The following is a 13,270-nucleotide window of genomic DNA, read 5'->3' on the forward strand; positions in this document are numbered from 1 at the left end:
TTTGTGCGTTCAAGGCACTATCCAAGTCAAATGCTTGGCGATTACTCCCATTTCCATCGATTCGCGTGGGATACTAACCGAGTGGATTATCAAGCTGACAACGTAAAGGTTCCCGCGTGTGATACCTTCGCGGTGATTACGACTTCCGGCCCCGATAAGCCTGGCGTATCGGCGGCATTCTTCCGAGTGCTCTCTTCGCATAGCGCGGAGCTTGTCGATGTCGAGCAAGCCATCTTTTCGGGCCGCATCTCGCTTTCGGCCTATGTCCGTGTTGCTGGCGAAAGATTGCCGCAACTGGAACATGGTCTGCGCAATACGTTGAGTATCTATAACCAACAGGTGACTCTGTCTGTAGAAGAGGCAGAGTCCGGCTCCCGCCCGCGCTCGACTCACTCGGTGGTGATTCTGGGGGAGCAGTTATCAGCCCAGACTATGTCATCACTTGCTCAGTGCCTGGCAAACTTCGATGCGAATATCGATCGCATTCGCGGGTTGTCGACTTCCCCGCTTTTAGGATTCGAACTATTCATTAGCTTGGAAGGCTCTGCCGATCCAGTCCGTGCAGCTTTGGCGCAGTTGTCGAATGAGCTTGGCGTTGACATCGCGATCGAGAGAGCGGGCCTGCAGCGTAGGGCAAAGCGCCTCGTGTGCTTCGATTGCGATTCCACTCTTATCACAGGAGAGGTCATCGAAATGTTGGCCGCTCACGCAGGCAAAGAAGCAGAAGTCGCTGCAGTAACCGAAAGGGCAATGCGGGGCGAGCTCGATTTTGAGCAGTCTCTTCGTGAGCGTGTAGCTACTTTGGCTGGCTTGGACGTGGCAGTAGTCGACGAAGTTGCTCAGCAGTTGGAGCTTACCCCAGGAGCGCGGACAACCGTGCGAACCCTAAAGCGGATGGGGTATCGCACTGCTGTAGTCTCCGGCGGATTTATCCAAGTGCTGGAAAGCCTTGCCAAGGAACTGGAGCTTGACTATGTGCGCGCTAATACCCTGGAGATCGTCGACGGAAAGCTCACCGGCCGTGTTATCGGCAAGGTCGTCGACCGAAAGGCGAAGGAAGAATTCCTTCGCGAGTTCGCCGCGGACTCGGGTCTCCTGATGAGCCAAACAGTCGCAGTTGGGGATGGCGCCAATGACATCGATATGATCACTGCTGCGGGCCTCGGAATCGCGTTCAATGCGAAACCTGCGCTTAAAGAAGTCGCTGATGCTTCCGTCAATCATCCGTATATGGACGAAGTTCTCCAGATTCTTGGGGTGCCCGCAGAGGAGATTGCAATTGACTAGCTTTGATGTTGCACATGCACGTCTGGTGAGCGCCATGGACTCGCGCAACTGGCGTGACGACCCAGAAGATCCTGCAAAGCCGGAAACCGTTCAAGCAATGCAGATTGCGTTGCATATCCCAAAGCAGCCCGTTCCGAGCCGTACTGAGGTCCTTGAGGCCGCAGCCCAGGCAGTCGTGGCGGTATGCCTCGACGAGCGAGCAGGCGAGGATGGTGCTTTCGCCGAAGCGCTCGCGCAGTGGTATGGACACCGCATCCGCAAGGTCGCACGCCGTGCGCGGAACAAAGCATGGAGCGATGTCCAACAGCTACCTGGCGTAACCGTTAGCGATCGTGCTCGTGCTTTTGTGCCTTCTGCGGTCGCTGATGTTGAACCGGCCATTCGGAAACTACAAATCGGTCACACCGACTTAGAGCGGGACGAACCAGGCCCAGCAGCACCGGATACGCCGGCTATTTACGTCGATGGTTCGCTAGGAATGTCGGCCGGTAAAGCAGCGGCCCAGGTGGGGCATGGGTCGATGATGCTTGCGGCGGCAATGAGCCTCGACGAGGCGCGGGCGTGGGCTGAGCGCGACTTCGCGCTTTCAGTACGCGAGGTAAGCCACGCCGACTTCCAAGAAGCCTGCGCGCGACCTGAAGCCGTCATCATCCGCGACGCCGGCTTTACCGAGGTCGCCCCTGACTCTGCTACTGTGTGTGCGCTGCCACGAGCCGTTTAAGCGCTGCCTTTACCGTCTCGGAATCGGTTGTTGTCCAAAAACGCGGCATGGATGCTTTCAGGAATCCGCCGTAGCGTTTGGTTTCGAGGCGGCTATCCAAGACTGCGACGACACCGCGGTCATTGATCGAGCGCAATAACCGTCCAGCTCCCTGTGCCATGAGCAGTGCCGCATGAGTTGCAGATACCTCCATGAACCCACTGCGCCCTGCTGCCTGCGCGGCCTCGGTACGCGCTTGCATGAGGGGATTATCGGGGCGGGGGAAGGGGATGCGGTCAATCAGCACGAGTGAGCAGGAAGGCCCCGGCACGTCGACGCCCTGCCAGAGCGTGAGCGTACCGAAGAGGCAAGAGTTTTCGTTCTTGCTGAATTTGTCGACAAGCGCTCCAATCGAGTCTTCGCCTTGGACATAAATATCAAAAGGCAGCTTCGCTTTGAGCTCCTGCGCTGCCTGTTCAGCAGCGCGCCGCGAGGAGAATAACCCGAGGGTCCGGCCGCCTGCGGCCATGATGAGCTCACGCATTTCCTCGAGTGTCTCTGTAGCGAGCCCATCGCGGCCTGGCTGTGGCAAGTGCTTGGCTACGTAAAGGATTCCCTTCTCGGCGGGGTTAAAAGGAGTGCCCGCATCGAGGGAGTCCCACGTTCCTTTCGGCATGCCCCATTGCGCGGCCATGGCATCGAAGCGGCCACCGAGCGCAAGGGTTGCCGAGGTAAGCACAACAGTCTGTTCGCCGAAGAGTTTCTCGTGGAGCATGCCAGCGATGGACAAGGGAGCGACAGCCAACGTATCGATCATCGAACGCTCATCGCGCTCTACCCACACCACGTCTTCCTGCGCGGAAGGATCACCAGTGGCGAAGACATCCAGAATACGGGCAACTGCCTCGGACATAGTGACCAAGTGATTGGCCAAGTTCTGGCGTTCGGCGAAGGTTTCTGGATCGTTTGTCTGCTCACCTTCAGGCGCGCGAGCGATGGCTTCCTTGCAATCGCGTAGAGTATCGCCCAGCGCGGTCAGCTGTTGCTTGGCATTGTCCGGCATATCGATCCAGCGGCCGGGCGGAAACTCGCCTAGAAGCATCACGAATTCATCGGCCATCTGCGAAAGCCTCTGGTCTTTGCCTTGCGCGCCAAGAGACTTAGCACGGTTAGCCGCCATCTTGATTGCACGACCGGTGATTTCCGCAGTAGACACCGAGGTGATACGCCCATCGAGTTCGTGGGCCTCATCGATGATTACAACTTCGTGCTCGGGGAGAATATTGATATCCGATACCGCATCGATGGCAAGCAGGGCGTGGTTCGTCACCACGATGTTGACATCCGCTGCTTTTCGACGCGCCGCCTCAGCAAAGCATTCCTCACCGTGCGGGCAACGCGATGCGCCGAGGCATTCGGCAGAAGTGACAGAAACTTGGCGCCAAGCTAAGTCGGGGACGCCAGGATCAAGGTCGTCGCGGTCACCCGATTCGGTCTCATCCGCCCACTCATAGATGCGCTGAATATGCCGGCCCATTCGGGAGACTTCTTGTTCTTCCATCAGGGCATCTTCCGCCGCCAATTCCTCGGCTCGCGCCACCTTGTTCATGCAGAGGTAGTTGGAACGGCCCTTCATGATTGCGAATGTGGGCTTAACTTCCATTACCGCTTCCAGAGCGTCGACCAATCGCGGAAGGTCACGCTCAACAAGCTGACGCTGCAGCGCCAAGGTAGCAGTTGAGACGATGACGGTGTGCCCGGAGTTCTGTGCATGCCTGATCGCCGGAACCAGATAAGCCAGCGACTTGCCCGTACCGGTGCCAGCCTGCACCGCAAGATGGCGCTCTGACTCGAGCGCGCGCGTGACTGCATTTGCCATCTTCATCTGGCCATCACGCCGCGCGCCGCCGAGCGCTTCGACGGCAGTATCGAGGAGCAGTTCCGTGGTTTGATTCAAAGGCTGGTTGCTCACTCGACACAGTCTAGCTACTTGCCACACTAAGTAAGAACCCAGAGGCTTAGCCAACCGCAGCAATGCCGGAGCAATGCTGAAGGCATGCCGAATTGGCCTTTCGAGCTGTCCTTGAAAGGCTAGGGCTAATCTTGAAAGGCTAGGGCTAATCAACTCGGCACGCGATGGGGTCAGCGAAAGGCGGGATGAACATGACGCCTTGTTTAGTTCGCCGATAGGTAGCATGTTCTGCTTTCAGGCCGTTGTGGTAACGACACAAGGGCAATAGGTTTCCGGCATTTGTTTCGCCTCCCGACTTCCAAGGGGTGATGTGGTCAACCTGGCAGTCTGTGCCGGGAATCGTACATCCGGGATGCGCGCATTGTGGAAATGTCGAAAGCGCCATGTCCCTTTGTTTCGCATTGGCAAAACGCTGCATACGATACTGATTAACTGGCCCGTGCCGCGGATGAACGAGGGTTGCAAGCCCCTGCTGGGCTAAGCGTTCAGTGACAAAATCGGCGCCGTTGCGCACCGTACCGTCGGTTGCTCGTAGCTGTATTTCTTCCCCAGCGCCTTGTGCGATTTGGGTGAGTTCGTCGAGCGTAATGATGACGTTGGCTACACGCGCTGGGGCAGGAGCGACGTCGCTAAGCGAGGCCTCACCCCGCCCTAATTTTTCGAAGCCTCTTAGGATTGCCGACTCACTAGGGATAACGGAATCGCTAAGGCCGGTGATCCGCTGGAGAGCATCCTTCAGCCAAGGTTTGTCGGTGGTAATGGCCAGCCGCATCCATCCGTTCGCGCCGTGGGAAAAGCTGGCGCGTGGTTTCCGCGGTGGCTTCTTGATGAGTTTGCGGGCGGTGGCGTCGATAAGGTGCTCCGGTGTGGCACAAAGGCGAGCGCGTATCTGCCAGGAGTTGCGTACCTTCGCTAGTTTTCCCTCGATCTTCTCTAGAACGCGCAGGCTATGGCCTTGGGACTGAGCATTTGCGCGGGCTGCGGCCTGGAGGCGTGTGGCATGAGTCTTTCCGTAATAAACCTCGGCGAGGCGCACGGCCATGGTTGCATCGACACGGCTTACACCCATGCGCGTGAGAGCGCGGACGTCTAGACCAGCGATGGGCTCTAGGCTGGTGACGTCGAGCCGCAACGCTGCGATAAGCGGTGGGTGCGTGGTTGTCATAGCCCTGACAGTAGGGGCTGCCAAGAAGACAAAACAAGAGGCAATTTTCTGCCTGTGGATAACTCTCGGCCGGTCTAGTCTGGTGCCTAGCAGCCCGGTCAGCTTCGTTTATTCGTCAACAAAGTTATCCACAGCTGTGGCTTTGCCAGCGGAGTTACGAGTGCTCAGGAAATCCCACCAGGCGGGTCGGAACTGCCGGCTCATCGCGAGTAAGCGCAAGGCCTTCCCACGGCAGGGTGGTAATCGCTTGGGCACGATATTCGCGGGCCTGGTGCAGGTTGGGTAGTCCCTCGACAATCTCTCCGTCACGCATTAGCGGGACTGTCATCTCACGGGTGGAAAGAGTGCCAGTGTCAGGATCCGCGGCGTCGAAAGGCAGCACAATCTCCTCGACCGCGACACCTGTGGAGCGGTAGGTGCGCAAAGCACGCTTGGCGCCGCCTTGCGATTGCTTCGAAGAAGAACGCTTTGCCACCGGATGGCCCTCTACTTCAACGACCTTGTAGACCATGCCGGCAGTTGGCGCGCCGGAGCCGGTAACGACGGAGGTACCCACGCCGTAGACGTCAACCGGATCGCCACGTAGGCCCGCGATGGCGAACTCGTCGAGGTCGGAGGAGACCACAATCTTGGTGTTGTGGTTGCCTAGGTCGTCGAGTTGTTTGCGCACGCGGCGGGTAACTGGGCCGAGATCGCCGGAATCGATACGTACTCCGCCCAACTGTGGGCCGGCTACTTTCACTGCGGTTTCGACACCCTTGGTGATGTCATAGGTATCGACCAAGAGGGTGGTATCAACTCCGAGCGTATCAATCTGGGAGCGAAACGCTGCTTCCTCATTGTGTGAGCCATCCTCGTTGACGTGCGCTAGCGTCCAAGCGTGGGCAGCGGTGCCAGAGACGGGTATGTCGTAGCGGTATCCGGCTTCCAGATTCGAGGTGGCGTTGAAGCCCGCCAGGTAGGCGGCGCGGGCAGCGGTGACTGCGGCATATTCGTGGGTGCGGCGGGAGCCCATTTCAATGATGGGGCGCCCATCTGCAGCGGTAACCATTCGCGAGGCTGCCGACGCCACTGCCGAGTCGGAGTTCATGATCGACAGGATGACGGTCTCTAGGATTAGGCACTCGCCGAAGGTGCCCCGAACGGTAAGCAGGGGAGTGTTAGGGAAATAAATCTCACCCTCGCGGTAGCCGTCGATGTGACCGGAAAAGCGGTAGTTGCGCAGGTATTCTTTGGTCTGCTCATCGAGAAAGTCCATCTGCGCCAGCTGCTGGGCGGTGAACTGGAAGTCTCGAACCGCACGTAGCACACGCTCAGTGCCGGCGACCACGCCATAACGCCGCTCATTGGGCAGACGGCGGGCAAAAACTTCGCAGGTCACCTGGCGGTGCGCGGAACCGTCTTTGAGCGCTGCTTGGAGCATGGTCAGCTCGTACTTATCGGTCAGCAGCGCTGTGGAGCGGTCAGGGTCGGAGGGAAAAGTATGTTCGGCGATGTTAGTCACATCGGAAATGGTACCTAGCGGCCAACTTCTTAGCAGCGATTACTCCTTTAATCTTTTAATGTATGTGTAGAAATTTCGATAGGGTAGAAGGCATGAATGCGCACTTTGCTCTACCTGGTGGTTCTGTCCGCCTGGGGTCGCCCATGGCCACTCCGGAATTAGATGAGGCCATCGAAGTCGATGTTGCAACCAGCGAAAACCTCCCTTGGATGTGCATCGTTTGGGACGACCCAGTCAATCTGATGAGCTACGTTTCCTACGTCTTCCAGACGGTTTTGGGCTACGACAAAAAGCGCGCAAACGAGCTGATGATGCAGGTCCATACTGAAGGCAAGGCTGCGGTATCGACGGGCGAGCGCGACAAAGTCGAGGCAGACGTAAAGAAGCTGCAGATTGCTGGTCTGTGGGCCACGATGCAGCAGGCAGGCTAGGAAGGCACAGTCAGATGCAAGCTTGGAAAAAGAAGAAGTCGCTGATGCGCGCGGCGCGTTACACCACCATTTTGGAGCCGATGGAGCGCGAGGTTTTAGGTGACCTCACCTCTACTGTCTCTGAGGCGATTATTGCCCGTGCTCAGTCTGCCCCGCAGGATGAGCTTGCGCAGATGCTGGATATGCCAACTGGGCATACGGAGGCGCCGGAAGACCCTTCCTTGGCTCGTCTTTTCCCTGACTTTGAGAAGCCGGGGGATGAGGAATACGAAGGCGATAACTCTCTTTTGCGTTCTTTGCATGAAAATGACATTGCGCGCGCAAAGCTGAAGAACCTGCAGGTTATTAACACTGCGTTGGGGCCGACGGGCGGCGTGGAGGTCACTATCAGCGAGGAAGAAGCGCATGCCTTCCTTGCGGGTTTGAACGATCTGCGTTTGTTTGTGGCTGCAGGCGATGTCCCAGAGGAATCGATGAGCGAGGACCGCGACATGCTCGTGGAATGGTTGGCTTATTGCCAGGATTCTCTGCTGCAGGTGTTGATGGGCTAAATCATGGCGCTTATCTCCATTGGCCATGTCAGCAGGCATGACACTGGCGTCACGGTTTTGTATTGCGGCGCTGAAGGCGCGCTCGCGAGCGTCGACGTTCGTGGCGGCGGCCCAGGCACGCGGGAGACGGATCTCCTCGAGCCACACAACACCGTTGAGCGCGTGCATGCCATCACTTTGGCTGGCGGTTCTGCGTTTGGGCTCGCGGCTGCCGACGGCGTGATGAACGAGCTAGCTTCCCAAGGCATCGGTTTCCCGGTGCTGGGTGAGGACAAGCCTGGTCCGCGTGTGCCGATTGTGCCGGCGGCGGTGATTTTCGATCTCCTTGTTGGTGCTGAGTGCCCCACAGCATCTGATGGTGCGGAGGCGGTGCGGCGCGCTATTGCGGAACATGATGATTCGACGGGCAGCGTAGGCGCTGGTGTGGGCGCTACTGCTGGCAAGCTCCGCGGCGGTTTGGGCTTGACGGAGCAGCAGGTGCGCACGCCGATGGGGCAGTTTACGGTTGGCGCCCTGGTGGTAGCGAACCCCGTGGGCAACGTTGTGGACGCAGAGACTGGGCGCCTGTTTGGTGCACCGCATGCCGCGCCTATCGACGTCGCGCGTTTCAGCCAGCTGCAGCACCCCGCGGAGTCCAAGCTCAACACCACGATTGGGGCAGTGTTTTGCGACGCCCCGGTGACCAAGGCTCAAGCCAAGCGCTTGGCCATGGTGGGACATGACGGTATCGCTCGGGCAGTGCGCCCGGCGCATTCGCCGTTGGACGGGGACACGCTTTTCGCGCTGTCGACTGCCACAGAAAACGGTGGGGTTGATACCGCGACGCAAGCGGCGCTGTGCGATGCTGCGGCGGAGGTTGTCGAACGAGCGATCGTCGAGGCAATCGTGAAAGCGGCCCCTGGCCTGGGCTTAGAGGCTTATAGCTCTATGCTGGACTAAAGTTATTGCCATTATGACTTCAGGTGATTCCTCGCGTTCTACCGTTTTGAAAAATCGTGGCGATTCAAAAAATTACACGCGCGGCGGGCGCATCCGCACAGGCCTGGGGATTGCCGTGGCCTTTTTGATTGTGGAATGGGCCGTGCAGTTGGTCAACTACGTGCTTTTTAATGGCAACTTGGCCAACTACGGCATCCACCCGTTGGATTTCAACGGTATCTGGGGCATCTTTACGGCGCCGTTGCTGCACGCGAACTTTGAGCATCTCATCGGCAATTCGGTGCCGGGCGCTATCTTTTGCTTCCTCATTGGTCTTTCTGGCCGGAAAGCCTGGTGGGAGGTCACGATCATCACGGTGCTGATTGCCGGCATTGGCACTTGGCTCCTCGGCGGGCCTGGTACCTCGCACATCGGTGCTTCTTCTTTGGTTTATGGCTGGCTGAGCTATCTCATCGTACGTGGCCTGTTTAACCGTTCTTTCGCCCAAACGGCATTGGGCGTATTCCTCGGTTTTGCTTATTCGGGCTTGGTGTGGGGCGTGCTGCCGGTCTATGAGGGAGTCTCGTGGCAAGGGCACCTCTTCGGCGCGATCGGTGGTATTGCTGCGGGTATGATTATCACTTCCGACGACCCAGTGAAGGTGGCGAAGAAGTAAATGGCATCCGCTGCATCCCCGATCGGTATTTTCGATTCCGGCGTGGGCGGACTCACGGTTGCGCGAACGATCATTGAGCAGCTGCCCAACGAGTCCATCATCTACATTGGAGATACTGCGCATTCGCCGTACGGCCCGCGTCCCATCGCTGAGGTGCGCGAGCTATCTACCGCCATTGCAGATGAACTCGTAGAACGCGGCTGCAAGATGATCGTCATCGCTTGCAATACCGCCACGGCGGCCTTCTTGCACGATGCTCGCGAGCGCTATGACATCCCGGTTGTTGAGGTCATCCGCCCGGCAGTCCGACGCGCCATCGCTACTACGCGCAATGGCAAAATCGGCGTTATCGGTACTGAGGGCACCGTGAACTCTGGTGCCTATCAAGACCTTTTCGCTGTCAACCCACACGTCGAGGCGCATGCGGTGGCGTGTCCGGACTTTGTAGGTTTTGTAGAACGGGGGATTACTGCCGGCCGCCAGATCCTCGGCGTCGCTGAGGGCTACCTCGCACCGCTGCAGTCCGCGGGCGTCGACACCCTGGTGCTCGGCTGCACACATTACCCACTGCTCACTGGCGTCATCCAGTTGGCTATGGGTGAGTCCGTCACCCTCGTTTCCTCTGCAGAAGAAACGGCCAAGGACGTGATGCGTATCCTTACTGAAACCGACATGCTGGCGCCGGAAGACGCCACTCCGATCCGTAAATTCGAATCAACCGGTGACCCAGAGACCTTTTCGCGTTTGGCTTCCCGCTTCTTAGGCCCGCAATTGTGACCTACCGCGCGTGACACGGTTTCACGTCTTTTTCACCCCAATCCCAGCAATCGGGAAGGTTTCGTGGAACTATTGGACACATGAAGCTGACGATTCTTGGCTGTTCCGGCTCCGTCCCAGTCCCGGGAAACGCCGCCTCTGGGTATCTGGTGTCCTTTCCTGATGCGCCATCAATCGTGATGGATATGGGTCCTGGAACTTTGGCGCGCCTACAAGAAGCCCAAGACCCCTGCAATGCGCATGTCGCATTTAGCCATCTTCACGCCGACCACTGCATGGACTTTCCCTCGTTGATGGTCTGGCGTCGCTTCCATCCCACGGCGCCTGCGCCTTCGCGCAATTTTTGCCTTGGGCCGTCATATACGCCACAGCATTTGGGTCGTCTTTCCTCCGACGAGGTCGATGGCGTCGACGATATGTCGGATACCTTCGCCTTTTCCCCGTGGATAGACCGTGAAAGTCAGCTCATCGATGACGTCTATATGACACCCTTTAAGGTGATCCACCCAGTGGAGACGTATTCGCTGCGCATGGAGCATGCGAAGACCGGTAAGACCATTACTTACTCCGGCGATACCTGCCCGACCCCCGCGCTTGTCGATGCTGCCCGCGACGCCGACCTCTTCCTCTGCGAGGCCGCATGGGGCGCGACGTCGGAAGGCAAGGCCCCTAACATGCATATGTCGGGCGCGGAGGCTGGCCGCGTGGCGCGGGAGGCGGGCGTCGCTAAGCTGGTGCTCGTCCACCTCCAGCCATGGGGAGATAGTTCAGAAACCCTGCGTGCAGCGCAGGCGGAGTTCGACGGTGAGATCGTCTTGGGCGCGCCGGGCATGGAGTTCGAGCTCTAGTACCCTTGGGTGCATGACTGATTTTTCTCGTGCTGATGGTCGCGCGCTAGACCAAATGCGTAGCGTGCGTATTACCCGTAACTTCACCACCAACCCGGCAGGTTCCGTGCTCGTCGAGTTTGGCAACACCCGCGTGATGTGTACCGCCTCCGTGGAGTTTGGCGTGCCGCGCTTTAAGAAGGACTCCGGCGAGGGCTGGTTGACCGCTGAGTACTCGATGCTGCCGGCAGCCACGCACGACCGCATGCCTCGCGAGTCCATGAAGGGCAAAGTCAAGGGCCGTACTCACGAGATTTCCCGCTTGGTCGGGCGCTCTCTGCGCGCTGCCGTGGACCTTTCCGAGCTGGGCGAGAACACCATTCAGCTCGACTGCGACGTTCTGCAGGCAGACGGCGGTACCCGCACGGCTTCGATTACCGGTGCGTACGTGGCCTTGGCAGATGCTATCGAGTACCTGAAGTCCGAGGGCGTCGTGCCCGGCGAGCCGCTGCTGGACCCAATCGCCGCGGTATCCGTGGGCATCATCGATGGCGAGATTTGCCTCGACCTGCCTTATGAAGAAGATTCCCGCGCGGAGGTCGACCTGAACGTGGTGATGCAGGAAGGCGGCGACTTCGTGGAGATTCAGGGCACCGGCGAGCACGGCTTGTTCGGCCGCGCTGAGCTGAACTCCATGCTGGATGTGGCCCAGAAGGGCTGCACCGAGCTGATTGCTGCGCAGAAGGCTGCTTTGGGATGGTAAAGCTTCTCGTCGCATCGAATAATAAGAAGAAACTTGGCGAGCTCGAACGCATCCTCGCAGACGCGGGAATCGAAGGCGTCGAGTTGCTACCGCTTTCCGCTGTGCCGGCGTATGACGAACCGGTGGAGGACGGACGCACGTTTGCCGATAACGCACTGATTAAGGCCCGTGCTGGCGTTGCCAATACTGGTATCGCCACGATTGCGGATGACTCGGGTATCGCCGTCGAAGAGCTCAATGGAATGCCGGGCGTGCTCTCCGCGCGCTGGTCTGGTCAGCACGGCGATGACCAAGCCAACAACGAGCTGCTTCTCGCACAGATGGCTGATGTTCCCGACGAACGACGCCAAGCCGCCTTTGTCTCCGTGTGCGCATTGGTCACGCCAGACGGCGCGGAACACGTAGCTGAGGGCCGGTGGCCAGGAATGCTGCTGCGCGCACCAAAGGGCGAGAATGGCTTCGGCTATGACCCGCTTTTCCAGCCGGAGGGCGAGCAGCGCTCCTCGGCACAAATGAGCCCGGAGGAAAAGAACGCGGTTTCCCACCGCGGGCGTGCGCTGGCGCAGCTTACTAGCGTCATCGCCAAGCTGGCGTAGCTTTACCCCGGATACACTTGAGGCCCAGCAGATGCTGGGCCTTCTGCTTCTGGACTAAAGCTGGAATTGCTCGGTGACTTCGCGGCGTCGCTTGTATTCCATCCAGAAAGATAGGAAAGGCACAACGCCGGCTAGGGCAGTGGTGATGAGCTTGCCTGCTGGCCACAGCGCACGCGGGCCGAGGATGAGAATCGAAAGCAAGTAAATCATGTAAGCCACGCCGTGGGCCTGGGCAATGTAGAGGCCCCAGTGCGGAATCTCCACGCCGACGACGTACTCGAGAACCATGCGCGCAACCAAGAGAAGTAGGAAGATACCGGTCACGGTTGCGGCGATGGAAAAGAACTTGAGTGGGCCGCGGATGCGGGCCTTACGGTCTGGGTGAACTTGGTTAGTCATGGCCCTACTTTCTAATTCTGGTCGTCGCCACGCCTGCGGCGCTGTTGGTTTAAGGCGTTAAAAGTTTCTACGTCCATCTGCGGGCGCTGCGGCAAGAAGTCCTCATCGATCTTAGTGACTTCGCCTTGCTCGGACTTTGCTTGGTGCTGGTAGTCCGTGACACCCATTTCGGCGGCTTCGTTCTCTGCCTCGATGCGCTCATTTTCATAACCTAGGGCGGTCTTATACGCATAAACCACAAAGACAGCGAAGAGTGGCCATTGGAAGGCATAGCCTAAATTTTGGAAGGTGCCGGAGCCGGAGCGGAAGCGCGTCCACTGCCAGTAGGCGAGCAATAAAAAGAGCACCACGAAAAACGCGATGAGGACGATATGCCACCATCGCACTTTCAGCTTCTGCCGCTTTGGCGCTTTGTTATTACTCACCCGTAACAGCCTACTCAACACAAACAAAAAACTGGATTCGGGTGCGCCAGTTTTAGCGTGGGCGTAGAAAACATGTAAACTACTTTCGTTGCAAGCGCCCGTGGCGGAATTGGCAGACGCGCTAGATTTAGGTTCTAGTGTCTTATGACGTGAGAGTTCAAGTCTCTCCGGGCGCACGCTTAGCCTCCGTGTCACACGGAGGCTTTTTGCCGTTCAGGGCTTATTTCTTGGCGCCATGAACATTTCGGGCTAAGTAGCAAAAAGTGTGTCCGCTACGGC

The 13,270-nt window shown here is 58.4% G+C and carries 15 protein-coding genes and 1 tRNA gene; 11 read left to right on the top strand and 5 right to left on the bottom strand.

Annotated features, from left to right (window positions below; all coding sequences use genetic code 11):
- The first annotated feature begins 81 nt into the window (after positions 1-81).
- Positions 82-1,287 (top strand): phosphoserine phosphatase SerB, encoded by a 1,206-nt coding sequence (serB, locus tag HMPREF2692_RS12000; RefSeq protein ID WP_062044472.1) that lies wholly within the window; start codon positions 82-84, stop codon positions 1,285-1,287.
- A gap of 34 nt (positions 1,288-1,321) precedes the next feature.
- Positions 1,322-2,008 carry a peptidyl-tRNA hydrolase gene (locus HMPREF2692_RS12005; protein WP_061924454.1) on the top strand — a complete coding sequence of 229 codons (687 nt, stop codon included), beginning with the start codon at positions 1,322-1,324 and terminating at the stop codon, positions 2,006-2,008.
- Here HMPREF2692_RS12005 and HMPREF2692_RS12010 read toward each other — a convergent pair.
- The 3 genes from HMPREF2692_RS12010 to HMPREF2692_RS12020 form a co-directional block, all read right to left on the bottom strand.
- A complete protein-coding gene (locus HMPREF2692_RS12010) occupies positions 1,977-3,959 on the bottom strand; it encodes an ATP-dependent DNA helicase (protein ID WP_371326260.1) in 1,983 nt (660 codons plus the stop codon). The two genes, HMPREF2692_RS12005 and HMPREF2692_RS12010, sit on opposite strands and share 32 nt — an antisense overlap.
- Positions 3,960-4,104: 145 nt before the next feature.
- A complete protein-coding gene (locus HMPREF2692_RS12015) occupies positions 4,105-5,124 on the bottom strand; it encodes an HNH endonuclease signature motif containing protein (RefSeq protein ID WP_070823715.1) in 1,020 nt (339 codons plus the stop codon).
- A gap of 154 nt (positions 5,125-5,278) precedes the next feature.
- On the bottom strand, positions 5,279-6,619 hold the full coding sequence (locus tag HMPREF2692_RS12020; protein WP_061924449.1) for a nicotinate phosphoribosyltransferase: 1,341 nt from the start codon (positions 6,617-6,619) through the stop codon (positions 5,279-5,281).
- A gap of 101 nt (positions 6,620-6,720) precedes the next feature.
- On the opposite strand from HMPREF2692_RS12020, the gene clpS reads away from it, so the two are divergent.
- From clpS to rdgB, 8 genes are all read left to right on the top strand, one after another.
- Positions 6,721-7,059 (top strand): ATP-dependent Clp protease adapter ClpS, encoded by a 339-nt coding sequence (gene clpS / locus HMPREF2692_RS12025; RefSeq protein ID WP_201040749.1) that lies wholly within the window; start codon positions 6,721-6,723, stop codon positions 7,057-7,059.
- A gap of 14 nt (positions 7,060-7,073) precedes the next feature.
- Positions 7,074-7,610, top strand: a complete 537-nt coding sequence (locus HMPREF2692_RS12030; protein WP_061924406.1) for a DUF2017 domain-containing protein — start codon at positions 7,074-7,076, stop codon at positions 7,608-7,610.
- Between the two features lie 3 nt (positions 7,611-7,613).
- A complete protein-coding gene (locus HMPREF2692_RS12035; protein WP_201040747.1) occupies positions 7,614-8,549 on the top strand; it encodes a P1 family peptidase in 936 nt (311 codons plus the stop codon).
- Between the two features lie 13 nt (positions 8,550-8,562).
- The gene (locus HMPREF2692_RS12040) at positions 8,563-9,204 is read left to right on the top strand and encodes a rhomboid family intramembrane serine protease (protein WP_061924401.1); all 642 of its coding nucleotides are present in this window, start codon (positions 8,563-8,565) and stop codon (positions 9,202-9,204) included.
- On the top strand, positions 9,205-9,981 hold the full coding sequence (gene murI / locus HMPREF2692_RS12045) for a glutamate racemase (protein ID WP_061924398.1): 777 nt from the start codon (positions 9,205-9,207) through the stop codon (positions 9,979-9,981).
- Positions 9,982-10,061: 80 nt separating this feature from the next.
- Positions 10,062-10,829: an MBL fold metallo-hydrolase gene (locus HMPREF2692_RS12050; protein WP_061924395.1), complete on the top strand. Its 768-nt coding sequence runs from the start codon at positions 10,062-10,064 to the stop codon at positions 10,827-10,829.
- Between the two features lie 13 nt (positions 10,830-10,842).
- Positions 10,843-11,571, top strand: coding sequence for a ribonuclease PH (gene rph / locus HMPREF2692_RS12055; RefSeq protein ID WP_061924392.1), 729 nt, complete (start codon positions 10,843-10,845; stop codon positions 11,569-11,571).
- A complete protein-coding gene (rdgB, locus tag HMPREF2692_RS12060; protein ID WP_061924389.1) occupies positions 11,565-12,167 on the top strand; it encodes an RdgB/HAM1 family non-canonical purine NTP pyrophosphatase in 603 nt (200 codons plus the stop codon). Before rph ends, rdgB begins: the two co-directional genes overlap by 7 nt.
- A gap of 54 nt (positions 12,168-12,221) precedes the next feature.
- Here rdgB and HMPREF2692_RS12065 read toward each other — a convergent pair whose 3' ends face one another.
- On the bottom strand, positions 12,222-12,566 hold the full coding sequence (locus HMPREF2692_RS12065; protein WP_061924386.1) for a DUF3817 domain-containing protein: 345 nt from the start codon (positions 12,564-12,566) through the stop codon (positions 12,222-12,224).
- An 11-nt stretch (positions 12,567-12,577) separates the two neighbouring features.
- A complete protein-coding gene (locus HMPREF2692_RS12070; RefSeq protein WP_061924384.1) occupies positions 12,578-12,991 on the bottom strand; it encodes a hypothetical protein in 414 nt (137 codons plus the stop codon).
- Positions 12,992-13,085: 94 nt separating this feature from the next.
- On the opposite strand from HMPREF2692_RS12070, the gene HMPREF2692_RS12075 reads away from it, so the two are divergent.
- Positions 13,086-13,167 (top strand) — tRNA-Leu (locus HMPREF2692_RS12075).
- Positions 13,168-13,270: the final 103 nt, after the last annotated feature.

Source organism: Corynebacterium sp. HMSC036D03, assembly GCF_001836185.1.
In the GTDB taxonomy this organism is placed as follows: domain Bacteria; phylum Actinomycetota; class Actinomycetes; order Mycobacteriales; family Mycobacteriaceae; genus Corynebacterium; species Corynebacterium simulans.

Bases quoted from the DNA above. Each gene is read 5' to 3' on its own strand.
- HMPREF2692_RS12015 (WP_070823715.1), bottom strand. From the start codon at position 5,124: ATGACAACCACGCACCCACCGCTTATCGCAGCGTTGCGGCTCGACGTC.
- clpS (WP_201040749.1), top strand. From the start codon at position 6,721: ATGAATGCGCACTTTGCTCTACCTGGTGGTTCTGTCCGCCTGGGGTCG.
- HMPREF2692_RS12035 (WP_201040747.1), top strand. From the start codon at position 7,614: ATGGCGCTTATCTCCATTGGCCATGTCAGCAGGCATGACACTGGCGTC.
- rph (WP_061924392.1), top strand. From the start codon at position 10,843: ATGACTGATTTTTCTCGTGCTGATGGTCGCGCGCTAGACCAAATGCGT.
- HMPREF2692_RS12040 (WP_061924401.1), top strand. From the start codon at position 8,563: ATGACTTCAGGTGATTCCTCGCGTTCTACCGTTTTGAAAAATCGTGGC.
- HMPREF2692_RS12065 (WP_061924386.1), bottom strand. From the start codon at position 12,566: ATGACTAACCAAGTTCACCCAGACCGTAAGGCCCGCATCCGCGGCCCA.
- HMPREF2692_RS12050 (WP_061924395.1), top strand. From the start codon at position 10,062: ATGAAGCTGACGATTCTTGGCTGTTCCGGCTCCGTCCCAGTCCCGGGA.
- rdgB (WP_061924389.1), top strand. From the start codon at position 11,565: ATGGTAAAGCTTCTCGTCGCATCGAATAATAAGAAGAAACTTGGCGAG.
- HMPREF2692_RS12030 (WP_061924406.1), top strand. From the start codon at position 7,074: ATGCAAGCTTGGAAAAAGAAGAAGTCGCTGATGCGCGCGGCGCGTTAC.
- murI (WP_061924398.1), top strand. From the start codon at position 9,205: ATGGCATCCGCTGCATCCCCGATCGGTATTTTCGATTCCGGCGTGGGC.
- HMPREF2692_RS12005 (WP_061924454.1), top strand. From the start codon at position 1,322: ATGGACTCGCGCAACTGGCGTGACGACCCAGAAGATCCTGCAAAGCCG.